The sequence below is a fragment of the Chryseobacterium jejuense genome, from assembly GCF_900100075.1.
In the GTDB taxonomy this organism is placed as follows: domain Bacteria; phylum Bacteroidota; class Bacteroidia; order Flavobacteriales; family Weeksellaceae; genus Chryseobacterium; species Chryseobacterium jejuense.
This window is the reverse complement of the sequence record NZ_FNEG01000001.1, coordinates 586,128-611,027: the sequence shown is the minus strand read 5'-3', so window position 1 is coordinate 611,027 and position 24,900 is coordinate 586,128. Positions and strand designations below refer to the sequence as shown.

The 24,900-nt window shown below is 35.3% G+C and carries 23 protein-coding genes; 5 read left to right on the top strand and 18 right to left on the bottom strand.

What is annotated here, in order from left to right:
- Both BLS98_RS23175 and BLS98_RS23170 read left to right on the top strand, forming a co-directional pair.
- Positions 1 to 171 carry a hypothetical protein gene (locus BLS98_RS23175; RefSeq protein WP_167356159.1) on the top strand — a complete coding sequence of 57 codons (171 nt, stop codon included), beginning with the start codon at positions 1 to 3 and terminating at the stop codon, positions 169 to 171.
- A 177-nt stretch (positions 172 to 348) separates the two neighbouring features.
- On the top strand, positions 349 to 519 hold the full coding sequence (locus tag BLS98_RS23170) for a hypothetical protein (RefSeq protein WP_165602228.1): 171 nt from the start codon (positions 349 to 351) through the stop codon (positions 517 to 519).
- A gap of 56 nt (positions 520 to 575) precedes the next feature.
- Here the strand turns inward: BLS98_RS23170 and BLS98_RS02705 are convergent, their stop codons facing one another.
- Positions 576 to 2,084 (bottom strand): bifunctional GNAT family N-acetyltransferase/carbon-nitrogen hydrolase family protein, encoded by a 1,509-nt coding sequence (locus BLS98_RS02705; RefSeq protein WP_089733346.1) that lies wholly within the window; start codon positions 2,082 to 2,084, stop codon positions 576 to 578.
- 164 nt (positions 2,085 to 2,248) lie between these two features.
- Here BLS98_RS02705 and BLS98_RS02700 point away from each other — a divergent pair, with 164 nt between their 5' ends.
- The gene (locus BLS98_RS02700; protein ID WP_089733344.1) at positions 2,249 to 2,611 is read left to right on the top strand and encodes a hypothetical protein; all 363 of its coding nucleotides are present in this window, start codon (positions 2,249 to 2,251) and stop codon (positions 2,609 to 2,611) included.
- An 83-nt stretch (positions 2,612 to 2,694) separates the two neighbouring features.
- Here BLS98_RS02700 and BLS98_RS02695 read toward each other — a convergent pair whose 3' ends face one another.
- The 12 genes from BLS98_RS02695 to BLS98_RS02640 form a co-directional block, all read right to left on the bottom strand.
- The gene (locus BLS98_RS02695) at positions 2,695 to 3,534 is read right to left on the bottom strand and encodes a NotI family restriction endonuclease (protein ID WP_089733342.1); all 840 of its coding nucleotides are present in this window, start codon (positions 3,532 to 3,534) and stop codon (positions 2,695 to 2,697) included.
- A complete protein-coding gene (locus tag BLS98_RS02690; RefSeq protein ID WP_089733340.1) occupies positions 3,524 to 4,555 on the bottom strand; it encodes a DNA-methyltransferase in 1,032 nt (343 codons plus the stop codon). The genes BLS98_RS02695 and BLS98_RS02690 overlap by 11 nt, the downstream gene beginning before the upstream one ends.
- A gap of 146 nt (positions 4,556 to 4,701) precedes the next feature.
- Positions 4,702 to 6,231, bottom strand: coding sequence for a glutamine-hydrolyzing GMP synthase (guaA, locus tag BLS98_RS02685; protein ID WP_089733337.1), 1,530 nt, complete (start codon positions 6,229 to 6,231; stop codon positions 4,702 to 4,704).
- A 338-nt stretch (positions 6,232 to 6,569) separates the two neighbouring features.
- Positions 6,570 to 7,808 carry a phosphoribosylamine--glycine ligase gene (gene purD, locus BLS98_RS02680; RefSeq protein WP_089733335.1) on the bottom strand — a complete coding sequence of 413 codons (1,239 nt, stop codon included), beginning with the start codon at positions 7,806 to 7,808 and terminating at the stop codon, positions 6,570 to 6,572.
- 89 nt (positions 7,809 to 7,897) lie between these two features.
- Entirely contained in the window at positions 7,898 to 9,415 is a 1,518-nt protein-coding gene (purH, locus tag BLS98_RS02675; RefSeq protein ID WP_089733333.1) for a bifunctional phosphoribosylaminoimidazolecarboxamide formyltransferase/IMP cyclohydrolase, read from the bottom strand.
- A gap of 168 nt (positions 9,416 to 9,583) precedes the next feature.
- Positions 9,584 to 10,147, bottom strand: coding sequence for a phosphoribosylglycinamide formyltransferase (gene purN / locus BLS98_RS02670; protein WP_089733330.1), 564 nt, complete (start codon positions 10,145 to 10,147; stop codon positions 9,584 to 9,586).
- Between the two features lie 62 nt (positions 10,148 to 10,209).
- Positions 10,210 to 10,632, bottom strand: a complete 423-nt coding sequence (locus BLS98_RS02665; protein WP_139166065.1) for a hypothetical protein — start codon at positions 10,630 to 10,632, stop codon at positions 10,210 to 10,212.
- Between the two features lie 51 nt (positions 10,633 to 10,683).
- Positions 10,684 to 11,676, bottom strand: coding sequence for a phosphoribosylformylglycinamidine cyclo-ligase (gene purM, locus BLS98_RS02660; protein ID WP_089733326.1), 993 nt, complete (start codon positions 11,674 to 11,676; stop codon positions 10,684 to 10,686).
- 279 nt (positions 11,677 to 11,955) lie between these two features.
- Complete coding sequence (locus BLS98_RS02655) at positions 11,956 to 12,507, bottom strand: NADPH-dependent FMN reductase (protein WP_089733324.1); 552 nt, start codon at positions 12,505 to 12,507, stop codon at positions 11,956 to 11,958.
- A 106-nt stretch (positions 12,508 to 12,613) separates the two neighbouring features.
- Positions 12,614 to 13,342 carry a pirin family protein gene (locus BLS98_RS02650; RefSeq protein WP_089733322.1) on the bottom strand — a complete coding sequence of 243 codons (729 nt, stop codon included), beginning with the start codon at positions 13,340 to 13,342 and terminating at the stop codon, positions 12,614 to 12,616.
- A gap of 410 nt (positions 13,343 to 13,752) precedes the next feature.
- Entirely contained in the window at positions 13,753 to 14,919 is a 1,167-nt protein-coding gene (locus BLS98_RS02645) for an MFS transporter (RefSeq protein WP_089733320.1), read from the bottom strand.
- Positions 14,920 to 14,923: 4 nt separating this feature from the next.
- Positions 14,924 to 16,453, bottom strand: a complete 1,530-nt coding sequence (locus BLS98_RS02640; RefSeq protein WP_089733318.1) for a GMC oxidoreductase — start codon at positions 16,451 to 16,453, stop codon at positions 14,924 to 14,926.
- 359 nt (positions 16,454 to 16,812) lie between these two features.
- Between BLS98_RS02640 and BLS98_RS02635 the strand changes: the two genes are divergently transcribed.
- Positions 16,813 to 17,286, top strand: coding sequence for a lipocalin-like domain-containing protein (locus BLS98_RS02635; protein ID WP_089733317.1), 474 nt, complete (start codon positions 16,813 to 16,815; stop codon positions 17,284 to 17,286).
- A 319-nt stretch (positions 17,287 to 17,605) separates the two neighbouring features.
- Here BLS98_RS02635 and BLS98_RS02630 read toward each other — a convergent pair whose 3' ends face one another.
- The 3 genes from BLS98_RS02630 to BLS98_RS02620 are packed head-to-tail and all read right to left on the bottom strand — an operon-like array spanning position 17,606 to position 21,395.
- A complete protein-coding gene (locus BLS98_RS02630) occupies positions 17,606 to 18,988 on the bottom strand; it encodes an MFS transporter (RefSeq protein ID WP_089733315.1) in 1,383 nt (460 codons plus the stop codon).
- 14 nt (positions 18,989 to 19,002) lie between these two features.
- The gene (locus BLS98_RS02625; RefSeq protein WP_089733313.1) at positions 19,003 to 19,524 is read right to left on the bottom strand and encodes a nuclear transport factor 2 family protein; all 522 of its coding nucleotides are present in this window, start codon (positions 19,522 to 19,524) and stop codon (positions 19,003 to 19,005) included.
- A gap of 8 nt (positions 19,525 to 19,532) precedes the next feature.
- Complete coding sequence (locus BLS98_RS02620) at positions 19,533 to 21,395, bottom strand: glycoside hydrolase family 13 protein (protein WP_089733311.1); 1,863 nt, start codon at positions 21,393 to 21,395, stop codon at positions 19,533 to 19,535.
- 396 nt (positions 21,396 to 21,791) lie between these two features.
- Here BLS98_RS02620 and BLS98_RS02615 point away from each other — a divergent pair, with 396 nt between their 5' ends.
- Complete coding sequence (locus BLS98_RS02615; RefSeq protein WP_089733309.1) at positions 21,792 to 22,766, top strand: sterol desaturase family protein; 975 nt, start codon at positions 21,792 to 21,794, stop codon at positions 22,764 to 22,766.
- A 94-nt stretch (positions 22,767 to 22,860) separates the two neighbouring features.
- On the opposite strand, the gene BLS98_RS02610 is transcribed toward BLS98_RS02615, so the two are convergent.
- Both BLS98_RS02610 and BLS98_RS02605 read right to left on the bottom strand, forming a co-directional pair.
- A complete protein-coding gene (locus BLS98_RS02610; RefSeq protein WP_228425441.1) occupies positions 22,861 to 24,006 on the bottom strand; it encodes a hypothetical protein in 1,146 nt (381 codons plus the stop codon).
- Between the two features lie 18 nt (positions 24,007 to 24,024).
- Complete coding sequence (locus BLS98_RS02605) at positions 24,025 to 24,897, bottom strand: hypothetical protein (RefSeq protein WP_089733308.1); 873 nt, start codon at positions 24,895 to 24,897, stop codon at positions 24,025 to 24,027.
- Positions 24,898 to 24,900: the final 3 nt, after the last annotated feature.

Here is a 24,900-nt window from a genome sequence, read left to right as displayed (position 1 = left end):
ATGAAAAATTTACGCAACAAAAAACTTTCAAGAGTACAGTTAAAAGGTATTGCAGGAAGTGGAGGTATTCCCCCAATTAAAAACTGTACATCCGAATGCTGCCCTACTGACGGAAGACAAACATGCCCTTGGCTTATGTGCCCTGACGTAGTTTGCCCACAGTATTCATAAAATACTCCATTAAATTTTAGGTGAAATAGAACAGAGTGCCTGTTCATTCTGTTTTGTTTTTTAACAAAAAAAATATTTATGCTTGATTTTATATAACAGCAAAGAGCATAAAGCACTATTTTCTAATAAGAATACTCTTCTTTTACTTTACACAACTAACTAAAAATAATATTAAAAATGAAAAATTTACGTAACAGCAAACTTTCAAGAGAACAATTAAAGAATGTTTCAGGAAGCGGAATCATTATTGGTGATGGTAAATGCTCACGTCAGTGCTGTCCTACAGATGGACTTCCAAAATGTCCGGGAATGATTTGCCCTGCGGTAGTTTGCCCACAGTATTTATAAGATACACATTAAATTTTAGGTAAAATAAAAACAGAATGCTTTCGCATTCTGTTTTGTTATTTAAGGTAGGTTTCATAAAGGTCTTTTCTTCGGTCTTTCATTACCTGAACCGAGCCGTTGTGATGGAGGTCTTTTAGTAAATTAAGGTCTACATCTACAATCAGTGTCATTTCCGTATTCGGAGTAGCTTCCCCTTTCACCGCATTGGATGGAAATGCAAAATCTGAAGGGGTGAATACAGCTGCCTGCCCAAACTGAATATCCATATTGTTTACTTTCGGAAGATTTCCTACACAGCCTGCAATGGCTACATAACACTCATTTTCTATGGCTCTGGCTGCTGCACAGTGGCGTACTCTCATGTAAGCATTCTGAGTATCGGTGAGATAAGGAACAAATAATATTTTCATGCCTTGATCTGCCAGAATTCTTGGTAATTCCGGGAATTCCACATCATAACAGATCACAAGCCCTATTTTACCACAATCTGTATCGAAAACTTTAATTTCATTTCCACCTTTCATTCCATAATACCTTTTTTCATTTGGAGTGATATGAATTTTCCTGTATTCATCCATGCGGCCATCACGGTGAAGAAGATAGCTTACATTATACAAGTCATTGGTTTCATGATCAAAGACAGGCATACTTCCGGAAATGATATTGACGTTATAACTGATGGCCAATTCAGAAATTTTCTTTTTAATATCTTCAGTAAGTTTGGCCAGTTCTATCATACTGTCTCTTTCTGAAAGACTGTTGAAAGGTGCCAGTAAAGGGGTATTGAAAAGTTCCGGGAACAGCACAAAATCTGATTTGTAATCTCCCATTACATTCACAAAGAATTCTACCTGCTCATAAAAGGCATCTATATCTTTAAAATGCCTCATCTGCCATTGTACCAATCCCAAACGGATGATACTGTCCTGCATGGTATTGGGCCTTTTGCTGTAATAAATATTATTCCATTGCAGAAGTACTGCATTTTCTCTGGAAGCTTCGTCTTCCGGAAGGTATTTCCTCAGCACTCGGATCGGCAGAAAGTTATTGGAAAGCTGGAAAGATAATACCGGATCATAAATTTCTTTATCCCTCACCCTTCGTATATATTCTCTTGGAGAAAGTTCATGGCTGTGTTTATGGTAATTCGGGATTCTGCCTCCAAGAACAATGGATTTTAAATTTAACTGTTCACAGAGTTCTTTTCGGGCATCATATAGTCTTCTTCCAAGGCGCAGTTCACGGTATTCAGGGTCTACAAAGACTTCTATTCCGTATAAAACATTTCCGGTGGATGAATGGGTATTGAAGGTGTAATTTCCTGTAATATCACTATAGGTATGATCATCCCCGAATTCTTCATAATTAACAATGATAGAAAGCGCTACTGCTGCTAATTTCCCATCTACTGTGATACAGATTTGTCCATTGGGAAATATCCTGGTCAGTTTTTCTATACTTTTTTTAGACCATATGGATTCTGACATTTGCGGATAGGCTCTTTTCATTGTTTCTGCCAACTCATCATAATCCTGAACAGTCAGGGGTCTTGTATCTATTTGCATTTGATGTAATTTTACTTAAATTTAGTGAAAATTTTAGTTTTAATAATTCTACATAACTAAAAATTTTCAACCAAAGATTTATGCTAACAAACTTTTTTAATCGAAAGAAAATAAATTTACAATTACTATTTTTTGCTTTATTCCTTATTTTTATTATTTATCAGATGACAAAATCTAATAATAACAATGATAAATTTATAATTACTAATATCAAGGCATCCTTTGACGGAACTATTCTTAAAAAAGTTGATGTGAGGAAAAATCTTTTTTCCCATGTTACAATATCAAGAAACAATAAAGCTGACACATTGATCTTCATTGGTGACTATAGCGACAGTGTAAATATTGGGGACAGAATTATTAAACATAAAGATTCCCCTTTCTTCTATGCGGTAAGCAATGGAAAAAGCTCTAGAAAATATATTTTTGAACTGATTCCCGAACCTATTTTCAATAATGATAAGTTTCCTAAAGCCTGGAAGGACAGTTGTAAACGAAATTGGAAAGAAGCAATAATCCATGAATAAAACAATAAATCCTACCCAAACGGGCAGGATTTATTGTTAAATGTAGTGGCCATAATCATCTAATGACATTTATAGTATTTATATTATAAAGACAACATAGTATTATCTGAAATTTTAATTTCTATTTTTTTTAATAAATGTTGTAATTCTATTTTTGCTTCACTTTTTAAACCTAGTGTATTAGCTATACCTATACTATCTGTACTCAATCTTTTATCTAAGAATAACTTATATTTATTTTGTATCTCACCTAGCTTATAAGAATGAATATGCATAGAATCATTTAAAGTTGCATCATTTGTATTATTAGATATGTTAAACTCTTTTTCCAAATATTCAAGTAAACGATCTTGAATAACAAGCACCAAATTTTTATTTAAATGTTCAAAAGTTTCAATTTTGTGATGAATTTGAATGAGAATTGTTTTTGCTGTCATTTTCCAATTCATACCAAAACTTTTATTTTCTATACTCTCATCTTGTAACTCAATATTTAATAATTTTAAAAGCTTCTGCCTTTCTGGCCAAACTGTTCCAGTTGTATCGAGAGTTTGCAACTCTATTCCAACAAAATCAATTATTTTTCTATCTTGGTTACAAGAAACTAAAAAATAATCTACACTTCCGCCAGGAACACTTACCTCGGGAATTATATGAAGTTCATTTCCAGGCACATGCCCCTTTAGTAAGTGAAGACAATCAATAAATATCTGCTTTCTTTCAAGTAATCTAAAAGGGCAAATTATTATATTCCGATTTTGATAAGACAATGTACATGTTCCAATTGATATATTAGCTTGACTTTTTCTAGTTTTAATACATTTTTTAGAAGTATATTGACACATTTGGTGATTAATAATTTCGAACCAATTAACTTCTTCCAAAAGATTATATGTAAAAAACTCAGTTATTTTATTGTCCATTTTTAGCAATTTCTAAATATTCATTAGATATATCAATTCCTATAGATTTTCTGTTAAATTTTTTTGCTACTCTCATTGTTGTTCCTGTACCACAAAAAGGATCTAAAACAATCCCATTCTCTGGACAGGTTGCTAAAATTGGTATATGACATAATTCCTCAGGGTAAACAGCATAATGCTTTTTTCTTTTTTGCGTATCTTCTGGTATTATATCCCATATATCACTTGGCATTGTACCATTAGGATTATAAAATAAAAAATAAAATCCTTTATTTTTTAGCTCTTTAGCTCGTCCAGATAAATTTTCAGAATTAGAATGAGTAGTTCTTTGATTACCTCTAATTACCATCCTAAAATCAGAAATTTTATTATTTCTTACTTTATCTAAAACATTCTCAAGCTCAGTCATAGCATTATATTTCTCTTGTTCTGACAGTTCTGTTGACAATTCAATTTGTCTCTTATATCTAACACCAGAAACACCAGTGGCTGAAACAACAGCTCCATTTACGACTTTCGAATCACGAGGTTTTGTTCTAATTGCAGAATCATTAAAGTAATATCCTTTACTAACTTTTGTAAAATGAAAAATATTCTCATGTACATTAGATAATCTATCTTTAGAACTTGTCATTCCTTTATGCTTATTCCAAATTACACTATTCCTTAAAGTCAACTTTAGTTCATCACAAATTCTAATTGCCACCCTCCAAGGCAATCCTAACAGTTGTTTTTTTTCATACTTATCTCCCAAATTAAGCCAAAGAGAACCAGTAGGTTTTAAAATACGCTTAATTTCACTAACAATTTTAATAATATTATTTATATACTCTTCAAAGTTTTCCTCTAAGCCAATTCCTCCATTTTCATATTGCCTTTGCCCCCAGTAAGGAGGGCTCGTAACAACACAATCAATAGTATTATCTTCGATTCTTTTTAAAATATGCAATGAATCTCCATTTATATAGATGGGTTGATAATTATTATTATTTAAATATTCTTTTACTAATTCCATTTCCATATTGCAAAAATCGATAAATTAACCAATTATCCAAAACTAAACCTAGGGATTTTTTTTCCTAAACAAGATAAAAGTTGTTTTCTTAATAATCAAATATAAATCCTGCCCGGTTTAGGCAGGATTTATATTTAAAATTCAAGTTGAAATTATTCCCACTCAATCGTTGCAGGTGGTTTGCTTGAAATATCGTAAGCTACTCTGTTGATTCCTCTTACTTCATTGATGATTCTGCTTGAAACAGTATCTAAGAATTCGTAAGGAAGTCTGCTCCATGTTGCAGTCATGAAATCGATGGTATTAGCCGAACGAACTACAGCTGTGTATTCGTAAGTTCTTTCATCTCCCATTACTCCTACAGATTTTACAGGAAGTAATACTACGAATGCCTGAGATACTTTTTCGTAAAGATCGTTTTTGTATAGTTCTTCGATGAAGATATCATCAGCTTCCTGAAGGATTCTTACTTTCTCAGCATCTACAGCTCCCAATACTCTGATTCCTAATCCAGGACCAGGGAACGGGTGTCTGTAAACCAAGTGGTGAGGAATTCCTAGTTCTTCTCCTACTCTTCTTACTTCGTCTTTGAAAAGTTCTCTTAATGGCTCTAATAATTCGAATTCCATATCTTCAGGAAGTCCTCCAACGTTGTGGTGAGACTTGATTACTGCAGAGGGTCCGTTTACAGACTGGCTTTCAATAACGTCAGGATAAATGGTACCTTGAGCTAAGAATTTAGCACCTTCAATTTTGTGAGATTCTTCATCAAATACGTGAATAAACTCGTTTCCAATGATTTTTCTTTTCGCTTCCGGATCGTCTACTCCTGCTAATTTTGAAAGGAATCTGTCTTGAGCATCCACCATCTTAATGTTCATGTGGAAGTGCTCTCCATACTGGTCCATTACTTTCTTACCTTCATCCTTTCTCAATAATCCCGTATCTACGAAGATACAAGTTAACTGATCTCCGATTGCCTTATGGATCAAAACTGCTGCTACAGAAGAGTCAACACCTCCGGAAAGACCTAGGATTACTTTGTTGTCTCCTACTTTCTCACGGATTTCTTCAACTGTTTTCTCGATATAGTTTGTCAGCTTCCAGTTTTTCTCTGCATTACAGATTCCAAACACGAAGTTTTCAAGCATTTTTCCTCCTTCTTCGGTATGAGAAACTTCCGGGTGGAACTGAACGCAGAAGATTTTCTTCTCTTCATTGGAAATAGAAGCAATTACTCCTGATTTTGCGTTTAATTCAAAACCTGCCGGTAACTCTCCTACCTCATCAAAGTGGCTCATCCAAACTACAGAGTTCTGAGTTACTCCTTTTAATAAAGAGCTCTCTTTAACGATCTCAAGATTAGCCTTTCCGTATTCTCCTTTTTCTCCTTTGTTTACTTTTCCTCCTAAAAGGTGAGCAGTCATCTGCATTCCGTAGCAAATACCCAATACAGGAACTCCTTGTTCGTATAATGCTTTTTCCACAAGGTGGGCATTTTCTGCATTTACAGAGCTAGGTCCTCCTGAAAGGATGATTCCTTTTGGCTGTTTTGCTATAATATCTTGTAAAGGTGTATTGAAAGGTAAGATTTCAGAGTACACACCCATCTCACGGATTCTTCTTCCGATAAGCTGGTTGTACTGGGATCCGAAATCTAAAATAATAATACCGTTGTTCATTTGAATTATGATTTATGAATTATAATGTTGAGTTATTCTTTTGATGGTTCAATTTCATTAAGTTTTCACAATGATTTTCATTCTTAAACATCTCATTGTAATTGAGATTCTATGGAATGATAAAGTCTGTGATACATCTGCTCATCAAAGCTTCACTCAAAAACTGTTTAACCAATTTGTTTAGGTTTTGGCTAAAGCCAATTTCATCTCTTTTTTTATAATTGGGCTAAAGCCCAATCCTATTGATAAAATCTAGCTCCATAAAAGCTTATTGCTTACTACCTAACTGTTTTACAAAAAAAGACTTGGAATGGCTCCAAATCTTTTTTCGTGATTTATTAAAACTTTCCGATGTCTTCTCTGTAGAAGCCGTAATCGAAATGTACATGACCTGCGTCTTCGTAAACTTTTTTGCGGGCATCTTCGAAAGTAGCACCTGTAGCTACAATGTTCAATACTCTACCACCGTTGGAAACTACTTTATCTCCTTTTGTGACAGCTCCTGCGTATAACAGTTTACTGTGTTTTACTTTATCTTCTCCTGTAATTTCAAAACCTGTTTCAATGTTTCTTGGATAACCTCCTGAACACATTACAAGACAAACTGCTTTTTCGTTTTTAAACTTAAGCTCGATGTCTTTTCCATCCATACAGTCCTGGATCACATCTAGAAGATTGTTTTCCATAAGAGCCATCAATACCTGAGTTTCAGGATCTCCGAATCTCATGTTGTACTCAAGAAGGTAAGCTCCGTTCTTAGTTACCATTAATCCGAAGAAAATGATTCCTTTGAAACTGAAACCTTCAGCTTTAAGACCTTTAATAGTAGGCTCTAAAATATTTTGCTCAAAATCAGCGTAGTGTTCTTGAGTGAATTCCGGGCTTGGTGCCACTGAACCCATACCTCCTGTATTTGGTCCTGTATCACCGTTTCCAGCTTTCTTATAATCTTTTGCAGCGATACAAGGGAACAGTTTTTCACCGTTTGAGAAAGCGATGATAGATGCTTCAAATCCTTGTAAATATTCTTCAATTACTAAACGAATACCAGCGTCTCCATAGATTCTTCTGATCATGAAGTCGTGGATCGTAGCTTCAGCTTCTTCAAGGTTGTCGCAAATTACAACTCCTTTTCCACCAGCTAAACCACTCGCTTTAATAACCAAAGGATATTGCTGAGTCTGGATGTATTCTTTAGCATCATTGTATGAATCAAATACTACTGCTTTCGCTGTTTTGATATCATAGGTCTGCATAAATTTCTTAGAGAAAGCTTTACTTCCTTCCAGGCTTGCTACTTTCTGAGTAGGTCCGAAAACCTTAAGGTCGTGTTTTTTGAACTCATCCTTGATCCCAGCTACCAATGGAGCTTCCGGTCCAACGATTGTTAAATCAACCTTTTCTTTAATAGCGAAATCTCTAAGTTCTTTGATTTCTGATAAATGAACATTTTTCCCTATTGCATCGGTAGTAGCATTCCCGTTAGCAAAAAACATTTTAGAAATTCTTGGGTCATTCTGAAGCTTTGCTGCTAAAGCAGATTCTCTACCGCCTTCACCTATGATTAATATTCTCATACTTTATTTATTATCTAGTCTTATTCTACAAATATATAATTTTGGATGCTATAATTACAATCCCTAATTATTTTTTAATTCTATTTTAATTAGTGGAAAAAGTGTCTAACCCCAGTAAACATCATTGGGATTTTGTGTTCATTAGCAGCTTCAATACTGTCCTGATCTTTTACACTTCCACCAGGCTGAATGATTGCCTTAATACCTTCCTGAGCGCAGAAGTCTACTACATCACGGAAAGGGAAAAATGCATCTGATGCCAATACTAAATCTCCTGTGAATTTTTCTTTTGCTCTTTCAATCGCCTGTTGCGTAGCCCAGATTCTGTTAACCTGTCCACCTCCGATTCCAAAGGCCTGAATTCCGTTGGAAACTACAATAGCATTAGATTTCACATATTTTACAACTCTCTGAGAGAAAAGCAATGCTTTTTTCTGTTCTTCTGTAGGCTGAGTTTCAGTAACTACTTTTATATCATCAGAGAAATGTAAATCATTATCCTGAACCAAGATACCACCGTCTACTTTTACCCATGTTTTCTTGTCAGAAACAGGGTTTACAATTTTAATGATTCTTAGGTTTTTCTTTTTTCTTAATACTTCAAGAGCTTCTTCGTCAAAATCCGGAGCCATTACAATCTCAAGGAATGTTTTGTTTAGCTCTTCAGCTGTTGCTGCATCAATTTTATAGTTCATTGCAACAATTCCGCCAAAGATGGAAACCGGATCACATTCGAAAGTTTTTTGATACGTTTCCAATGCTGAAGTACCGATAGCAACTCCACAAGGGGTAGAGTGTTTTACAGCACAACAAGCCATTTCTTCTTTAAACTCAGTGACTACTTTCCAACAAAGGTCCATATCACGAAGGTTGTTGAAAGAAAGTTCTTTCCCTCCAAGCTGCTCGAAGTCTTTCATTGCTCCGTTCTCGAAAGTAGAAACATAATAAGCTGCTGACTGGTGAGGGTTTTCACCGTATCTCAGATCAGAAACCTTCTTGTAAGATGCATTTAAATAGGTTGGATATTCCTCATCTAAAAGCATTCTTGAAATAGCAGCATCATAAGCTGATGTAAGGTTGAATACTTTTCCTGCAAGCTTCTTACGAGTCTCGATATAAGTATCCCCGTTTTGTTCCATTTCCAGTTTTACAGTTGTATAATCTTCTACATCGGTAATTACGGTAACAGAATCAAAGTTTTTCGCCGCAGAACGAAGCATAGATGGACCACCGATATCAATAAACTCTACTTTCTCGTGTAAAGAAATGTTTTTGTTCACATTTTCAAAGAAAGGATAAAGGTTTACGATAACCATGTCTATCAGACCAATTCCGTGCTCCTGAACGGTTTTCATGTGCTCTTCGTTGTTACGAACCGCTAACAATCCACCGTGAACTTTTGGGTGTAAAGTTTTCACTCTACCGTCCAACATTTCAGGGAAATTGGTTACCTCATCAATCTGAATTGGATTTAAACCAGCGTCTTTCAAATGTTTGAACGTTCCTCCTGTGGAGATCAACTCATAATTCTGAGCTTCCAAAAACTGTGCGAACTCAATTAATCCACTTTTGTCAGAAACACTGATTAAAACTCTCTTTTTACTCATTACTTTCAATTTTTACTTTTCACAGTTATTTCAAACTGTATCCGGGTCTTTCACTTCCGGATTACTTTTTATTTTACTTAGATTATTTGCTAATGTAGCAATGTACCAGTTTAACAATGTAACAATTAAATGATTGGTAAATTGGTACATTACTAGATTGTTACATTATCAGTTTCCCAGGACTTTATTAATCGCTAAAGGAAATATCTCATATTCAATCTGATGAACTTTCTGCGCTAATGTTTCGGGAGTATCATCTGCTGTTACTTCAAAAGATTTCTGAAGAATAGCTGCTCCTTCATCAATACCCGGCGTTACAAAGTGTACTGTTGCCCCACTTTCTACTTCTTTGGCTTCAATCACTGCATTGTGAACGTTCATTCCCCACATTCCTTTTCCACCAAATTTCGGAAGTAATGCCGGATGAATATTAATTATTTTACCATTCCAGTTTTCACAGAATTCAGGTTTTAAAATGGATAAAAATCCTGCCAATACAATAAGATCTGTATCTTGTGGGATTACATTAGCCAATTCGCTGCTGAAATTCTTTCCTCTTGGAATCAGTATGGTTTCTATATTATGATTCTTTGCTCTTTCCAGTCCGAAACATTCTCTGTCTGCTACTACCAAAGCTACTTTTGCGTTCTGAATCTCTCCAGCCTCAATAGTATCAATGATTCTTTGCAGATTGGTTCCTGAACCGGAGACAAGCACTACTAGTTTTTTCATATTTATTGGGTAGCCTTGTCAAGGTTTTAAACCTTGACAAGGCTTTCAGTTTCCTGTTTGATTTATTTTACTATTACCCGATGTGTTCCATCCAGTCTTTCTATTTCCTCAACATAAAATCTGGGAGCGGAATTACTGCATCCTGACTTTGAGTTCTGCTCCAAACGACCTTTCAACCTGTACGTCAAATTATATTGGTCGGTACGGTTATCATAGAAGTAATTCTTCAACTCTAAAGTCTGGAATGCTTCTGGTACCAGCGTTTCAGGATTTATATCTTTTCCTAATAAAAAGCTATACTTTGGATTGATTACCTTTTCAACTTTTATATCATCATTATCATCTCCGCAGGCATACATCATATATGAAGCTTCGATGGTCATAAGTTCTCCTAAAGATGTTTTATGTTTCCAGCTATGAAATCCCCAATATCCTACTCCGAGGAGCACTATTGCTATGACCAAGTAGCGGATGGATTTATTCATTTATGATGTAACACTGACCAGTCTAGCCATAACTGGCATAGTAATTAATTTTTATAATGATAAATTGATTTTCTCTGCTCCTTCAGTGATTTCTCCAATTTCGTAAGCATCATCTAAAAGGTGTAATACTTTTTCAGCATGTTCTGCATCTACAACAATTACCATCCCTACACCCATATTGAATGTTCCGTGCATTTCTTCACGAGTAACACCACCTCTTTTTTCCAATTCAAGCATTACACTTGGGATTCTGATTTTAGAACCGTCAATAGAAGCACAAAGTCCTTCAGGAATAATTCTTGGAACGTTTTCGTAAAGACCACCACCCGTAATGTGAGCAATTCCTTCTACTTTTACTTCTTCCAATACTTTGTGAATATCCTTAAAGTATAGTCTTGTAGGAACTAAAAGCGTTTCATATAATGGTTTTCCTTCAAATTCTTCTTCGAAATTCGGGAATACTTTTCTTACTAAAGAGAATCCGTTTGAGTGGAATCCTGAGCTTGGTAATGCAATAATTTTGTTACCTGGTTTAATCTTAGAACCGTCAATGATCTGGTCTTTTTCTACAATTCCTACACAGAATCCTGCAACATCGTAATCTCCAGGCTGATACATCCCCGGCATTTCAGCAGTTTCTCCACCAATTAATGCACAGTTATTGTCTTTACAAGCTTCTACCATTCCTAAAACGATTTCAGCTGCAATCTCAGAATCAAGCTTTCCACAAGCTAAATAATCTAAGAAGAATAAAGGTTTAGCCCCATGGCAAAGAATATCATTAGCACACATTGCGAAACAGTCTACTCCAATTGAGTCATATTTTTTGGTATCCAAAGCTACTTTCAACTTTGTTCCTACTCCATCTGTTCCTGAAACAAGAACCGGATTTTTGTATCCACCGATCTCATAGAAAGCACCAAAACTTCCCAAGTGGTTCAACACATTGGAATTATGGGTTTCACCAACCGCTTTTTTGATCTTGTCAACCGTTTTGTATCCTTCTTCTTTGTCTACTCCTGCTGATTTGTAAGTGTTACTCATGTCTGCTTAGATTTTTTAGATCATCAGATTTCAGTTCTCAGATTATTGATGATCCGGTGCCTGTAGTCTTACGATCTTTATATATTTCAATTTACTTTTTATATTCGATTTAGAAAACAAAAAAGCCGACAATCTTTTCAGATTATCGGCCGTTATTTTATCTCAGAATTTCAGAGCCCACAATTTTCCCTTTATGAGAAAAACATTGTTTATAGGAGGTCTGAATTTTCATCTCTTTTCTTTTTGCAAAAATAGTAATTTTAAATGAATATTCAAATTCTATTTTTCAAGGATAGTTTCAATAGCCGCAATCTTCTTTACTTTTTCCTTTAATTCACTGTCTTTCTCCGCGTTAGAAATTTTCTGTTCAGCTTTATCGAAGTTATCATTGAAGAAAGGAAGTGAGAACGTTTCTACCACATTTCCACCGTGGAAAGGGAAACGCTTAGATGCTGCTTCTAAAACTCCTGCTCCACCTCTTCCTCCTGGAGATGTAGCCATCAATAACATGGGTACTTCATTCCATACCGTTCTGTCTTTGATTCTCGAAACCCAATCGAACACATTTTTGAATGCTGTAGAGTACGTTCCGTTGTGTTCTCCTAAAGAAACCAACAGTAAATCTGCTCCATCAATTTTAGCTGCAAAATCGTGAGCTTCCTGAGGAACTCCGCCTGTTAATTCTCTTTCGTGTTTGTAGATTGGCATTTCGAAAGGATTTAAATCAATCACTTCTACTTCTGCTTTATCAAATAATGTTGATGCATAAGCTACCAACTGTTTGTTCATTGAAACTTCTGAATTACTTCCTGCTATTGCTAAGATTTTCATATTTCGTATTAAATTTTTAAGTTATCATTAAAGAACCACCATCCGCAATGAGTTTGTTGATGGTGATCCTATTTTATTTTAATTGTAAGGATACAAATTTAGTTTTTTATTTAAGATAAGAAGGTAATTCCATAGGGACTTCCATCAATAATATTTCAGCATCTTCTATGGCTTCAATATTAAAACTTTGAGTATCCCAGATTCCTAATCCGTCTCTTTCATTCAGAACACGGTCTCCTACTTTTGCACTTCCTTTTAAAACAAATGCATATACTCCGTTATCCTTTTTGTTCAACATATAGTTTTTACCGTTACCCTGTTTAAAGTTGGCAATATTAAACCATGCATCCTGGTGAATCCAGACTCCGTCATCATTTTTATTGGGAGATAAAATCTGTTGGAATCCATTGATCTTCTCACCTTCTTTGATGCTTTTCTGATCGTATCGTGGTTCAACATTCAATTCTTTTGGGAAAACCCAGATCTGTAAGAATTTTACTTCCTCGTCTTTATTTTTGTTGTATTCACTGTGTTGTACTCCAGTTCCAGCACTCATCACCTGAATTTCACCTTTCTTGATTACCGCGGTAGTTCCCATTGAATCTTTGTGTTCCAAATCTCCTTCCAAAGGAATAGAAATAATTTCCATGTCCCTGTGTGGATGCGTCCCGAATCCCATTCCTTGAGAAACGGTATCGTCATTCAATACTCTTAATACTCCAAAGTTCATTCTGTCTTTGTTCTGATAGTTTGCAAAACTAAATGTATGGTGAGAGTTTAACCAACCATGATTAGCATGGCCTCTTGAATCCGCTTTATGATATACTGTTTTCATTTCTGTGATTATTTATGGTACAAATGTAAGAGATGTGGAGGTAAAAAAAAGTTGATATAGGATAAGAAAAAAGGAGTGCCTGAGAAAAGGAAAATTATTCTGTTGGATTACACAAAGGCGCAAAAGATATTGAATAATGAAGGTGTTTTTAAGGCGCAAGGATTTTACCTTCTATAAAACTGCACACTGTTTTATTGGCCGCTAATGCACGAATAAAATAGTTAAAAATCTTAGTCTGCAAAGATCATTCAAAAAATCATATGAGTTTTAGTTAAAGCCATTCGACTATATTTAAAATATGAGAGCGGGCTAAAGCCCGCTTTTATTGAATTTTATTACTATTATTCTATAGATATCATACTTCTTGTTTTACTCTTTTAACTCTCAGTCAATATTTGATTTATCTTTTCCTAAAATGCCTCTTTAATTTTAGACCCTTTTTTAAGATAAAAGAATAAAACACAGATAAGCAGCATTAATATGATCAATAGTCCGATAATCGTAGAAATATAATTGGAAAAGTGCCCCAGAACATTGGTCACAATTCCTGTTCCGATTTGATTGGCAGCCATAAGAAATCCAGAAACCAATACTGAATATGTTGGAAATTCAACTGTACCCCAGCCAATAGAACCAGGAAATATACTTCCCATAAAGAAACCGATTAAAAACATCATCATCAATAAGATTTGGATGTTGGGATAGATCAGGAGCAACAAAAGTAAAATACCCACCCAAAGTGGAGAGGTTATAAAGAATAAGGATAGCTCGAGTTTTTTAGAAAGCATCCCGAATAAAAGCCGGTTAAGAGCAATTCCTCCCCAAAATAAGGATAATCCAAAGCTTGCATTACTATTATCCAATCCTTTATTTTTAAGAATAATCCCACCAAAACTTCCAAAAGTGCCCTCTACACAACCATATAAAATGATTGCAGCAAAAAATATCCAGAGTTTTTTTGGAATTTTGAAATGGTCAGGAAGTTCGAAAAATGTCCCTTTATCAATTTTAAGCAATAAAAAGAGAATGAATACAAGACTTACAACAATAAATATTACCCCAGGAACATACATCCAGTTTTTGACGTCTCCGATCAGATTCATCATCAATGGAGATGTTGACGTCCCTAATCCTACCAGAAACTGAAGAATTAAAATGGCTGAAGAGTTTCCTTTCTCAAATAAACTTGCGGCCAAAGGATTGAGTGTTGTAATGGAAAATCCAAACCCCATTCCCATACAAGCAACCAGAATCAAGAGTATGGGAAACAATAATGATTTCCCGCTCATAAAATAATGCAGGAACCACAAAGTACCAGTTGAGGCAAGCATTAACAAGATACCAACAGCCAGAATAACCTTCGGTCCCCATTTATTAACCAAAAATGGAGCACTTAAACATGAAATGATAATACAGATGACCTGAGGTACAAACAAATTACCAAATTGAGATATGGAAAGTGCAAATAGGGAAGAATCCATAAAAGCATTTCCTAATGCCGGAAAAATTACAAAGTTCACCCCAGTAAGAAAAGCTAATAAGAAAACAACGATGATAATGATTTTCTTAGAATCCATGAATTTACTTTAAAACATGCTTTTTGAGATACTCTCCTACTCTTAATGCCATCGCAATAATCGTAAGTGCAGGATTTACCGCTCCACTGGAAACAAAGAATCCTCCGTCTACAATGTATAGATTTTCCAGATCGTGAGCTTTGCAGTAAGTATCAACGACTGAGGTTTCAGGATCAGGTCCCATTCTTGTTGTTCCATTTTGATGGGCAGGTGAAGCTATATCCATTCCTTTACTGAAGTAATATCCTTTAAACAGGAAGCTTTCAAATTTCCCTGATGCCTTTAAGGCTTTGATTAATTCTGTTTTTAAGAACTCGTGTCCTTTTTGGTTATTGTCTGTATAACTAATTTTAATTTGTCCGTCTTCAACTGTTACACGGTTTTCAGGATCTGGTAAGTCTTCTGAGGTCAGCCAGAAGTCAACCGCATGTTTTGCCATTAAATCAAAGGTAAAACCCGGAGCAGGAATCGGACTGTCTGCTTTGATCTGGTTTTCGTCTGATTTCCCCAGCATCTGTATATGCCCTAAGGGAAATTTATATCCTCTGGCAGAATGATAGAAATCGTTGATTCCAAATGTCTTCCCAAATTTTGTAGGATTGGGTTCTGTATATAAGGCAATCAAAGCTGTATTCTGATGAAACATATAGTTTCTTCCCACCTGGTCTGAAGAATTGGCAAGCCCATTGGGAAACTGATCATTTTTACTTTGTAATAATATTGCTGCTGAGTTGATTGCTCCTGCCGAAAGAATAACAAGATCTGCCGTCAATGTTTCCATTCCTTCCCCTTGTTCTATTATAACTTCAGTAATTCTTTTCCCTGAGTGATCGGTATTAAGTTTTACAACTTTTGCATTCGTCATCAGTTCGACATTGGAATATTCTAATGCTTTTGATAATGCACAAAGATGCGCATCACCTTTTCTTTCAGAAGCATCCGGAAAACCATCAAAACGGTCTAATGTATAAGGAGCATTGGCTGTGGAATGAGGTTCAAAATTAACTCCGATCGGCAATTCGAAAGGGTGAAGTCCATAATTCGTTAATTCATCAAAAATTTCCTGAATCCTGGGCTCATGAGGCAGTGCAGAATGAGGATAAGGCTCCGAATCAAAAGGCTCTGTAGGATCAGATCCTCTTTTTCCATGGACATGAAAGAGCTTTTCTGCTTCCAGATAGTAGGATTTTAAATCATCATATTGAATAGGCCAGGCAGGAGAAATACCGTCATAATGCTGAATTTCCTTAAAGTCTTCTTCTCTTAAGCGAAATAAAGCTGCTCCGTAAAACTTGGTATTTCCACCCACATTATAGTGCATTCCCGGACGGAAAGTGTTTCCATTCTTATCCAGCCAAAGATCTGTTGTTGTATATCTGTTTTTCTGAAAAACTTCTATGGAACTCCAATTTTCTTTTTCAACCGGAACATAATCTCCTCTTTCCAGAATTAATATTTTCTTACCGCTATCAGCTAATTGATAAGCCATAGTGGAACCTCCGGCTCCGGTTCCTATGATGATGATATCATACATTTTTTAGAATTTGGTTCATCTAATTTAAAGATAAAAAGATCGGAATCAGCTTAACAAAATGTTAATTTTCAACCCATTGAATATATTTTCAATAAAATCAGACAAAAGATTTATAGGAGATATCTTATTTTTCGCAGATCGCACAGATTTTGCAAATCTTTATTTCGATCATAAAGTATTGTTCCGCATAGTTTAAACCAATCTGTGCTATCTGCAAAATCTGTGAGCTTATGATGAAAAAATGATCTAAGTTTTAGCTAAACACTATTTTTTAGAAATAGAATTAAATCTATATATTTCACTACGAAGAGTATTTAAAACTTTTTATATTTGTTCCGTTTAAAACAAATATAAAAAGTATGATCAAGAAAACTCTATTTTTAAGCATTGCAGCCTTAAGCTTATTCGCATGTAATAGTAATGATAATGATGATGCCAATAACAAAACTACAGAGCCTAGTATTATTGGCAAATGGCAGCCTTCTAAATATATGGCCTACTCCGGAAAAGACGGTAGTATTATTGCCAGCAAATCATCGGATGCCAATGTATGCGATAAAAAAGGATTTATAGACATTGCAGCCAATGGAAAAATACATGAAATTTCCTACTATGGAAATGCTGAATCAGAATGCAAACTTGATGCTGACACTAACACTGACTATACTTATGACTCTTCTTCTAAAACACTGAAGGTTAAATATGATGGAAGCACTGAAGTTTCTACTATAAAAAAATTAACCGCCACTGAATTAGAAATCATACAAGAGTTAACTGATGTAAATGGTGATGGAATAAAGGATGAGATAACAGCAATATTCAAAAGACTATAATTAATAGCGCCACCTGATTTAGGTGGCGTTTATTTTTGGTTTCATCCATTAATAAGGTTTTTATTTTCCAACAAAGCACACAGAATGCACAGATTCTTATATTTGTATGGATAAAATATAATGTTTATATCTTCAACTAATTAAAAACAATCTGCGTCATCTGCAAAATCTGCGAGCTTATTATGCGAGAGTCAGGAAATAATATAAGTTTTGGCTCTAAAGCCAAATGGAAGAGATGTTAAATAGGAAAGCGGGCTAAAGCCCGCTTCTATTGAATTATATTAGGTTATTTCTATTCTATAGACACCTTACTTTCAGGTTAAAAGTGAACCTGCTTAATCTCTTCTTCAATTTCTTTAGGAGTTTCATCTTCGGATTTAACAAAAATCATTGTGACTAAAGCACCGATCAGCATACACACTCCACCTACTACAACATAATCCATGGCTTGTTTACCAAAAACACCACTTACAATAGGGCCACCAAACAAACCGTTGATGATCTGCGGAATTACGATAAAGAAATTAAATATCCCCATATAAACACCCATTTTCCTCTGTGGAATCACTTCAATCAGCATTGCATAAGGCATTGCCAGAATACTTGCCCAGGCAAATCCTAATCCAATCATTGAAATCCAGAGGTTATCTACATCTTTGATAAAATACATGGAGATTAATCCTAAACCACCGCACAACAGCGCTAAAGCATGGGTTTGTTTTTTACCGATCCATTTAGCAATAGGTGTTAATAAAAAGGCAAATGGAATAGCCCAAAGGTTATACATTCCAAAGAGTTTACCGGTTAAATCTCCAGCATCATTGAATGCTTTTGAATGGGTATCTTCCGGAGAAAGGCCTAAATGGTGAGTTGCCAAAGCACTGGTTGTAAATACCCACATCGTAAACAGGGCAAACCATGAGAAGAATTGGACAATTCCCAGCTTTTTCATCTGTGTAGGAATTCCGGCGAAATCTTTGAAAATATCTGAAAATTTAGACTTTTCATGCTCTATTTCTTTTCCATCTTCAAAGGCTGCAAATTCTTCCGGAGAATATTCTTTAGTTGTCAGGATTGTATACAGAATAGAGATAATCAGCAATACCGCTCCTACATAAAAGGAATAGATGACATTGTCTGCAACAAAACCTTTAGGTGCAACATTGGAAACTCCAAGTTTTGTGAGCCAATCCGGCAAATAAGAACCCAAAACAGCTCCAAATCCAATCAAAATGGTTTGTACTGAAAATCCGATAGTTCCCTGGTGTTTTGGAAGCATATCTCCTACCAAAGCTCTGAAAGGCTCCATGGCAACATTCACGGAAGCATCCATCATCGCCAGAAAAATCACTGCTAATAAAAGGGCATTAGCTGCAAACATTTGAGTTACAGAAGCAGCATTAGGTAATAGAACTAATCCTATAGCACACAAGACAGCTCCAATCAGGAAATAGGGTTTTCTTCTTCCCAACGGGCTCCAGGTATTATCGCCCATATGTCCAATAATAGGTTGAACAATAAGTCCTGTAATGGGAGCTACCAGCCAAAACCAAGATAACTCATGAACATCTGCTCCTAAATTGGCAAGAATACGGCTTGCATTTCCATTCTGTAGTCCGAATGCCATTTGGATTCCAAGGAATCCCATACTCATATTGATGATCTGAGTAAGTGAAAGTTCCGGTTTCATTTTTCCAGCCATAGCTATCTTTATGCTTATTTTGTTTTTAATTCTTTAATCAAAACATCTTCAAGAGCTGTTTTGTCCGCTACTACTTTATCTACAACATCATTAGGAACCGTCATAGAAAGGACGTATTGTTTTACTTTCCATTGTCCATTGATCTTTTCTACAACTCCTGAACCACGGCAGATCTTCATTTGAGTATCCAATAATTCATCAAACCAAGCCAACTTTCCGTCTTTACTGAAGTAGATATTTCTTTTAAGGGCTGTAAAATTCCAGGTTTTCTTTTTATCGAAATGAGGTTTTGCCCACATCATAAATTCTTTTTTATTCCAGACTTCTGTAGCATCTGTTCCGATAAATGTTGATTCATCTGCAAAAAAGTTGAAGTACCCTGTATAATCAGCTTTGGCAGCGGCTACGTTGAAGGCATCCAACATGGTACTGATTTCTGATTTTTCTTTTTGAAGTGTTTTGTTTGATTGTGCTGAAAGCATTGTAAATCCAAATAAAAACAGGATAAGTGTATGAACAGCTATTAATTTTTTCATAGTATTATTTATTTTTCAAGTTCAATAATTAATGGGGTTTTGGCAGGAATTGTTAATGTATTCTGTAATGAAACCTCTTTGCCTGAAATCACCTCTTTGCCTTTGGAAAACCCTTTTAGAGATTCTTCAAAATATTGTAAGTCTAACGTCTGATCTTTTTTATTATTGTTGATGACCACCATTACACTTTCTTTATCATTATATCTGAAATAAGTAAATACTCCATCTTTCGGAACAAAATTTTTCGTTTTTCCGGTATGAATGACGCCTTTTCCTTTTCTCCAGTTTAATAATTTTTGGGTGAATTGATAGAATTCTTTTTGTTCAGAAGTTTGCGCTGCCGGATTGAAAGCATTTTGCTTATCAGATTTCCAGCCTCCAGGAAAGTCTCTGCGAATATCAGCATCGCCTCCTTTTTCTTTATTCCCTCGCATTCCGACTTCTGAACCGTAATAGATCTGTGGAATTCCGCGGACTGTTGAGATTAGGGTTAATCCCATTTTGTAAACGTTCGAATCTGCGTTGAAAATCTCATTCCATCTTTCGGTATCATGGTTTTCAAAGAACACCATTACATTATTGATATCCGGATAAAGAAAATCGCTGGTGAAAGAATCATAAAGCTTAATCATGCCTGTATTCCAGCCCTCTTCTTCTTTAAAGGCTTTCGGCATATCTCCAAAGAGCATGAAATCCATTACAGAAGGCAGGTTTGAATTGTATCCGGCCGCTTCTCCCGTCTTGGAATTTTTTTGCCAAGCTGAAATTTGTCCTGCGGTATACAACCAGGATTCCCCTACGATATTAAATTTAGGATATTCATCGGTAATAGCTTTCGCCCACTTTGCCATGGCTTCTTTATCATTGTAAGGATAAGTATCTACACGGAAACCGCCCAATTCTGCATATTCGATCCACCAAATGGCATTTTGGGTTAAATATTTTAAAACCAAAGGATTTTTCTGGTTAAGATCAGGCATTGTTTTATCGAACCAGCCATCCAACGCATATTTTTTATCGATATCCGAAGCATTGGGATCAAACTGTGTAGATGTTTTGTAATTGGATCTTTTGAAGCCCTCTTCTCCTTCTTTGAACCAGTGAATCCAGTCTTGTGTGGGAAGGTCTTTCATCATCCAATGAGAAATACCCCAGTGATTGGTGACATAATCCATCACCAGTTTCATATTTCTTTTATTTAATTCCTGAGAAAGTTTTTTGTAGTCTTCATTGGTTCCGTAGCGGGCATCAATTTTATACAAATCGGTCTGGGCATATCCGTGGTAGGAATATACTTTTTCATTGTCTTCATTCACAGGTGTTAGCCAAACCGCTGTTGCACCAAGGTTTTGAATGTAGTCAAGATTATTGATGATTCCCTGAAGGTCTCCGCCGTGTCTTCCGTTAGGCAAACTGCGATCAGCTTTTTCAGTTAATTCCGGAACAGAGTCATTTTTTTCGTTCCCATTGGCAAAACGATCAGGCATAATGAGATACATCACATCCTTTGAAGTGTAGGATTCACGATCTGCAGCTCCTGAATTTCTCGCCTTCAGTTCATAGGTATAAGAGCCTACATTCTTTTTATCTTGTTCAATATTGATGGTAAACTTCCGAACTTTAATCTCATTGGTATTAACGGTAATAAAAATGTAGTTTGGGTTATCTACTTTTTGAATATTTTTAATTTGAACTCCATCTGAAAGTGAGATTTGATTATTAGCAATTCCTTTCCCGTACACAAGGATCTGAAGTTCAGGATTTTTCATTCCCTTCCACCAGAAAGCCGGTTCTACTTTTTCCAACGTTGTTGACTGGGAGAAAGCTATTGAAGCAGCGGAAAGGGCAAAAAACGTATATATTTTTCTCATAACTTAGTTGTAGTCTTCCATTTAATCATCAGCTGCGCATTATGAAATGCTATTTAGAACACCACTCACCAGACTAAAAACCAATAAGTTACATTTAAACACACAACAATTTAAGTATGAACAACTTAGCAGCAAATTACGAAAAAAACTTTAGAGTTATTATAAAATAATGAGCAGAATTCTCTTTTATCCATCAATGTTGTATGATTCTTTGGTTTGATAAAAAAAATCATGAAAACATAACAATACTTATGGTATATTTTAAAAGAAAACAACAATATTTCACAATTTGCCATCTATTTTTTTATTAAATTTTCATTAAATTATCACATTAAAAGGATATTTAATCCAAAATAAGCAATTTTTAACGGTTTTATTTTTAAATTTACAGAAAAAATGTTTGATTTTAGTAAGATGTTTGAAAGTGATGGACCAGACATTGTTTACCCTTGGGCCATTCCTTTATTCGCAGGTATTATTTTTATAGAGATGGTATATAGCCACTTCAATAAAGAGAAGCTTTATGAAACGAAAGATGTGGCTACCAATGTGCTTTTGGCGCTCTTAAATTATAGCCTTGACATCATTATGAAAGGCTTTTCTATGCTTGTTATGATGTTCTTTTACTATCATCGTATTTTTGACTGGGAGGTTGGAATCTGGTATTGGATTGCTGTATTCCTGGCTCAGGATTTCGCTTATTATGTTCATCATTATGTAGATCATCATTCCCGTGTATTTTGGGCGGTACATATCACCCATCATAATTCTGATTATTTCAATATTACCACAGGATTCAGAAGTCCTGTATTTCAACCTTTGTACAGATATTTATTCTTCTCTCCATTAGCATTCATCGGATTCCATCCACTGCATGTTATGGTAGCTTATTCTGCTATTCAGATTTATGGAACCTTTGTACACACGCAATCTATAAAAAGCATGGGCTTTCTGGAATATATTTTAGTAACGCCTTCTCATCACCGTGTACATCATGCGTGCAACATTAAATACCTAGACCGTAATATGGGAATGGGATTGATTATCTGGGACAAAATCTTTGGAACCTTTGAAAAGGAAGATCCTGAAGTTCCCGTAAAATATGGTATCTATCCTAAAATGAAGTCTAAAGATCCGGCCACCGTGCTTTTTTACGAATGGAGAAGAATTGGAAAGGATCTGAGACAACCAGGGCTTTCTTTTAAAAATCGTCTGAAATACCTCTTCTACTCTCCGGGATGGAGACATGACGGCACCGGAAAAACCGTAAGACAGTTCCAGAAAGAGTACAAAGAAAAAGTAAAAAACAAACCACTCCCAGCTCAACCTGAACCCACAGAAGCTGTTGAACCTGAATATACTTCAAATTAAAGAATAAAAAATCCCCAGGCAATTATTGACCTGGGGATTTTTAGTTTTTACAGGCATTGAAAAAATAACCGCCACCCTTTGAAACCAAAAAAAATTACTTCCTTTCAATGTAATCAGCATCAACCAATTTATTAGGCTTCAGATACACAATATTGTTTTGAAAGTCTAAAAACAAATTGAACCTTTTTATAATTTCATTACCCAAAATATTCATTCTGGAGCCTGTTACCGGCCTGCTTTGAGATAAAATCTGTGCAGGGATATCTTTTAGTTTGGTTTTTCCTAATGATAAGGTTTGAAGGTTTGAAGTCATAACAGGAATTTCATTTCCCTGGGCTCCTTTCATGATTACTTTTTTAATAACTGTCATTTTATCCGTTGGAAAACCCTGTTCATTCAACAAAGGACCGTCCAGCATCGCAGTTCTTTGATACCCCGTATCGAAAAGATACCAATCTTTATTTTTAATCTTGTCCTGTGAAATACCAACCTGTACCAGGAAGACGTTATTAAAATACTTGATAGGAACCGGAGAATATTGTGATTTTACATTGGATGGAAGCTGAGAATGCACTACCATTAATCCTTTATCGTGATTTACTTCTACAATCATTCCATCAAATAAATCCCAGCCAAATCTGCCATCTGTACCATGACCGGTAAGTTGTGCCGGGTAAATAGTAAAGCCTTTGTATTCTTTTTTTCCGATCTGCAGAATATTGGTCCCTGATTTTAATGAACTTTTGATTTTATTCTTCAAAGTTTCCTGGGTAAGCACAAGATCACTCGTCCCAGTATCAAAATTGAGTAAAAGGGTATCTACTTTATTGAGTACTGTTTTTATAAATATTGTATTCTGCTCATTTATATGAAGCTTCATCGTATCTTTGAAAGACATTTTACTAAAGTCTTTCGGAGGCAGAGATTCGATTCTTGTTAACGCAGAATCTTTACCTTTCAAAAGAATAATAAAATCTTTTTTTTCTCCTTTTTTGAGATCTACAACAAGAGAGTCTATATCTGTTTTTATAGTAACCCTTTTATTAGAAGCAGCTATTTTGGATGTTGTATAAACATCCGGTTTAATTTTAGGATCTATATTCCAATCTGTTTTTAAGCCATTGTCTTTTTCGTAAATAATGGCTTTAGGTCCATTTGCTTTTAGAATAGGTAATTTATTCTGAGCCCATGAAAAGGAAGCTAAAAACGAGACAAGCAATAATGATAAACAAGACTTCATAGCTCAATACTATTTAAATTAAATACAAAATTTACCCAAATAAGTCATTACAACATCTATAGCCGTATTGCCTATTGTAGTACCATCATGAAAACAATTGTCTGTAGGGGCAATGTAAAACTGATAAGGCTCTTGTTTTACTTTAATCATAGGATAGGACGGATAATGCTTTAGAAAATAATCTGTAATGTTTTCATTGGTAATTTCTACATCTTTAAGTTCTTCTTTTTCTTTAAGCATATTACACGCCTGCTTCATCGTAAGATTAACAAACAAAAAATAGCGCGGTTGCTCCCCTAAATTGATGGTAAACCTGTTCCCATACTGATAACAGGTATGTAAAGTCATGTCTTTGGAACTGTCTTTATGCACGCCTATATAATGGATGTCTTTAAAGGTATAATTTTCAGGTAATTTTCTTTTATTTAAAGACACCACTTCACTATTGGGATAGTTCGTGGCAATACTCATAAATCTATAAGGCGCTAATGAGATTTCATCCAACACCCCATTAAGATGGGTATTTAGCTCCTGAACCAAGTCTTTATTTTCAATGAATTTTTGAAATGCATCACCATCCGAAGTGGCTGAATGAAGATTCAGTTTATGGAACATGTCTTTCAATTCTTCAGGAATATCTCCTATAAAAACCGAGTTATAATCTTTCTTATTGATATGATCTCCTTTTAGAGTATCTAGTTCCTTCTCTGAAAGTTTTCTCCAGTCTCTTTTTGCCAGATGCGCATTGGGTTCATATTGTGCTTTGAACTTAAGGTCTTTGAATACAATTTCTACAGGTTCCTGTTCTGAATGATGAACAAGACCGGAATTAATTTCTAAGACATCTTCTAAATGCTCACCGTATATTTTGATTCCTGATTTTAGTTTCATAGT

Coding starts and splice junctions, on each gene's coding strand:
- guaA (WP_089733337.1), bottom strand. CDS start 6,231: ATGAACAACGGTATTATTATTTTAGATTTCGGATCCCAGTACAACCAG.
- BLS98_RS02640 (WP_089733318.1), bottom strand. CDS start 16,453: ATGTATGATATCATCATCATAGGAACCGGAGCCGGAGGTTCCACTATG.
- BLS98_RS02635 (WP_089733317.1), top strand. CDS start 16,813: ATGATCAAGAAAACTCTATTTTTAAGCATTGCAGCCTTAAGCTTATTC.
- purH (WP_089733333.1), bottom strand. CDS start 9,415: ATGAGTAAAAAGAGAGTTTTAATCAGTGTTTCTGACAAAAGTGGATTA.
- BLS98_RS02650 (WP_089733322.1), bottom strand. CDS start 13,342: ATGAAAACAGTATATCATAAAGCGGATTCAAGAGGCCATGCTAATCAT.
- purN (WP_089733330.1), bottom strand. CDS start 10,147: ATGAAAAAACTAGTAGTGCTTGTCTCCGGTTCAGGAACCAATCTGCAA.
- BLS98_RS02620 (WP_089733311.1), bottom strand. CDS start 21,395: ATGAGAAAAATATATACGTTTTTTGCCCTTTCCGCTGCTTCAATAGCT.
- BLS98_RS23170 (WP_165602228.1), top strand. CDS start 349: ATGAAAAATTTACGTAACAGCAAACTTTCAAGAGAACAATTAAAGAAT.
- BLS98_RS02695 (WP_089733342.1), bottom strand. CDS start 3,534: ATGGACAATAAAATAACTGAGTTTTTTACATATAATCTTTTGGAAGAA.
- BLS98_RS02645 (WP_089733320.1), bottom strand. CDS start 14,919: ATGGATTCTAAGAAAATCATTATCATCGTTGTTTTCTTATTAGCTTTT.
- BLS98_RS02705 (WP_089733346.1), bottom strand. CDS start 2,084: ATGCAAATAGATACAAGACCCCTGACTGTTCAGGATTATGATGAGTTG.
- BLS98_RS02665 (WP_139166065.1), bottom strand. CDS start 10,632: ATGAATAAATCCATCCGCTACTTGGTCATAGCAATAGTGCTCCTCGGA.
- BLS98_RS02615 (WP_089733309.1), top strand. CDS start 21,792: ATGTTTGATTTTAGTAAGATGTTTGAAAGTGATGGACCAGACATTGTT.
- BLS98_RS02610 (WP_228425441.1), bottom strand. CDS start 24,006: ATGAAGTCTTGTTTATCATTATTGCTTGTCTCGTTTTTAGCTTCCTTT.
- purM (WP_089733326.1), bottom strand. CDS start 11,676: ATGAGTAACACTTACAAATCAGCAGGAGTAGACAAAGAAGAAGGATAC.
- BLS98_RS02690 (WP_089733340.1), bottom strand. CDS start 4,555: ATGGAAATGGAATTAGTAAAAGAATATTTAAATAATAATAATTATCAA.
- BLS98_RS02655 (WP_089733324.1), bottom strand. CDS start 12,507: ATGAAAATCTTAGCAATAGCAGGAAGTAATTCAGAAGTTTCAATGAAC.
- BLS98_RS02700 (WP_089733344.1), top strand. CDS start 2,249: ATGACAAAATCTAATAATAACAATGATAAATTTATAATTACTAATATC.
- BLS98_RS02605 (WP_089733308.1), bottom strand. CDS start 24,897: ATGAAACTAAAATCAGGAATCAAAATATACGGTGAGCATTTAGAAGAT.
- BLS98_RS02630 (WP_089733315.1), bottom strand. CDS start 18,988: ATGGCTGGAAAAATGAAACCGGAACTTTCACTTACTCAGATCATCAAT.
- BLS98_RS23175 (WP_167356159.1), top strand. CDS start 1: ATGAAAAATTTACGCAACAAAAAACTTTCAAGAGTACAGTTAAAAGGT.
- purD (WP_089733335.1), bottom strand. CDS start 7,808: ATGAGAATATTAATCATAGGTGAAGGCGGTAGAGAATCTGCTTTAGCA.
- BLS98_RS02625 (WP_089733313.1), bottom strand. CDS start 19,524: ATGAAAAAATTAATAGCTGTTCATACACTTATCCTGTTTTTATTTGGA.